The organism is Acinetobacter sp. CIP 101934, from assembly GCF_000369585.1.
Lineage (GTDB): Bacteria > Pseudomonadota > Gammaproteobacteria > Pseudomonadales > Moraxellaceae > Acinetobacter > Acinetobacter schindleri.
In genome coordinates this window covers 82,125-84,429 of record NZ_KB850093.1, presented here as the reverse complement: position 1 = coordinate 84,429, position 2,305 = coordinate 82,125, and the positions used below count along the sequence as shown (strand labels likewise).

At 35.6% G+C, this 2,305-nt stretch carries 2 protein-coding genes and 1 pseudogene; all 3 read right to left on the bottom strand.

The window, feature by feature from the left end; genetic code table 11:
• Positions 1-197, bottom strand: a 197-nt coding sequence (locus F899_RS15270) for a transposase (RefSeq protein WP_171063852.1), incomplete at its 3' end; no start/stop codon positions are given.
• Between the two features lie 260 nt (positions 198-457).
• Positions 458-1,072 carry a thiol:disulfide interchange protein DsbA/DsbL gene (locus F899_RS00530; RefSeq protein WP_004281881.1) on the bottom strand — a complete coding sequence of 205 codons (615 nt, stop codon included), beginning with the start codon at positions 1,070-1,072 and terminating at the stop codon, positions 458-460.
• Positions 1,073-1,249: 177 nt separating this feature from the next.
• A pseudogene (locus F899_RS15975) lies at positions 1,250-1,389 on the bottom strand (cation transporter); the annotation flags it as partial.
• Positions 1,390-2,305 lie beyond the last annotated feature (916 nt).

Sequence of the window (2,305 nt, the reverse complement as noted above, 5' to 3'; positions counted from 1 at the left end):
AATAAGGATTTAATCATTAAGCAGCATTGGATGGCTGCGTCGGAGTAGGTTTGATTTCGCCCTTGTTTACCGATGGACGGAGCATACCATTGCGTAGCAGGATCAAACCAAATGGCAATATTTCCGCGACTCATGAGTGCTCGGTTATATGCGGGCCAATTGGTTGTGCGGTAGATTTTGTGTGCAGGCTTCTTCATTTGAAAATTATATCGCTGAAAAACCCTTTACAGATAGGTTTGTGCAACAAAGCCATCCACGATTCATATTCAATCCCATGACTTTAAAGCGCAAAGCGTGTTGCAGATGCAGCTCTTATTCCGAGGAATTTTACACTGGTATCGCCCGCCGATAGAAACACCAGATCCGGCAGTCAGGACGTAAATAACCATTCCTCCAGTTTAAATAAAAAAACCTGCAGATTCGATGCAGGTTTTTTTTAGAGATAATCAATCGCGTCTTATTTGGCTTTACGCTCTTTTTCAATCAGGTAATTCACCACCTGAATTACTTTGGCATCATTGCCCTGCACAATATATTTACCATTCACGGTCACCGCTGGTACACCGCTTAACTGATATTGAGCAGTCAAATTTTTTGCCTGAGCAATTTTTGACGAAATCGGGAATGATTTATAAGTCGTGTTAAATTTCTCTTCAGAAATACCATAACGGGTATAGAACTTGGCCAATTGTGCCTGTTCTAAAATTGGACGCTGCTTGTCATGAATATCATGGAATAACTGTAAATGTGCTTTTTGACGCACACCCAGGGCTTCTGAAACATAATAAGCACGTGCAGCCTGTTCCCAAAGCGGGTTCATTGCAGCAGGTGTACGTACAAAACGGATATCTTTGGGTAATTTTTTCAACCAGTCCTGCATATGCGGTTCCAACGTGAAACAGTGACCACAGCCATACCAGAAGAATTCACGTACCTCAATTTTGCCCGGTTTTTCGACTTTGACTGGTTTTGCGACCACCTGATAGTCCTGACCTGCCACAAAATTGGCCATAGCATTGCCTGAAAAGGCCAAAACAGATGCGGCAACAGCTCCTAAAAGGAATTTTTTCATTGGGATTATCGTCCTCTAAATCATTATGCTTAGTGTATGGGTTCACTATAAATCAATTATGCCGGTTCCGTTTTCATGCTGCGAACTTTTGTGCTATCAGAACCGCTACATTAAAGTATGCGACTGATTTTAAGTCAGTTAATATGGCCATTCGACCGCTATGTGTTTTTAGATAATCACAAAAGTTAAACTTTGAGTAATAAAAACGGTTATAATTTCTACGATTAAAACGTAGTGGTCAAACCTACAGTAAATATTAGCTTCTTACTATTCTCTTCAGTAACAGCCGCGTGGCTCTGAGAATGATCTTCTGACATACAATAGTTTCCTTATTCTATTTACGATTAGCTGAGAGACTTGAGTAAGCCTCAATATTTCTGCTAAAAATTGCTTACTATAATTGGTCAAGAAGCTTTCTTTTCATTTATCCACCGGGACAATATTGGTAATAAAACCAACATAAGAAGGGTTGATGAGATAATTCCTCCAATAACCACATTTGCTAGTGGGCACTTTACTTCTTTCTCCAATTCCAATGCCTCCCTAACTAATTAGAGAGTTTTAAGCATTATTACATGAATCTTTCCAGTACTATTGTTGCAAATATACTAAGTTGCATATTTATTCCTGCCTATGTATAGGAGCATATGTAACCCTAAAGTTTAAAATAGTCTTTTCGGATTATTTAAAAATTTGAAAATGGTAAAGAATAAATTAAAAACAATAAATATATTTATCATTCGATTTAAAAAAATTAATTAATCTTAGTTACACCATACTAAAAATAACTAATTTTTAGTTTTCCTAGTTATATGTGCTTCATTATAATTTTGAATTAATTCTCTTCACACCCTTTGCTTTTTTCATTGTTAATTATTTCTAAATTTTTCTCTAAGAAACGAAGTCCCCCATCAGCAAAACTACTGGTTGAAAAAACTATAGTAAAAATAACTAAAACAATCTTCATATATATATTATTGAATCTAATCATATCTTGGACCAAAAAATAATTTCTTCATATACTAATTCCTAGATATATACACCTAAATGACAACCAAATTACAAATTTGTAATTTTGTTAAGGTTTGTCCTAAAAAAAATAAATTAATACTATTTTAACAAAGATAAGTCGTTGCTGAAAAATTTGAATTGTAAGGGATTTAATTAGGCACTGTTGCAAATAGAGATTTGAGTCGATGATGTTCCCTTTAAAAAGTACTTAGAGACCGAAAA

Coding starts and splice junctions, on each gene's coding strand:
- F899_RS00530 (WP_004281881.1), bottom strand. CDS start 1,072: ATGAAAAAATTCCTTTTAGGAGCTGTTGCCGCATCTGTTTTGGCCTTT.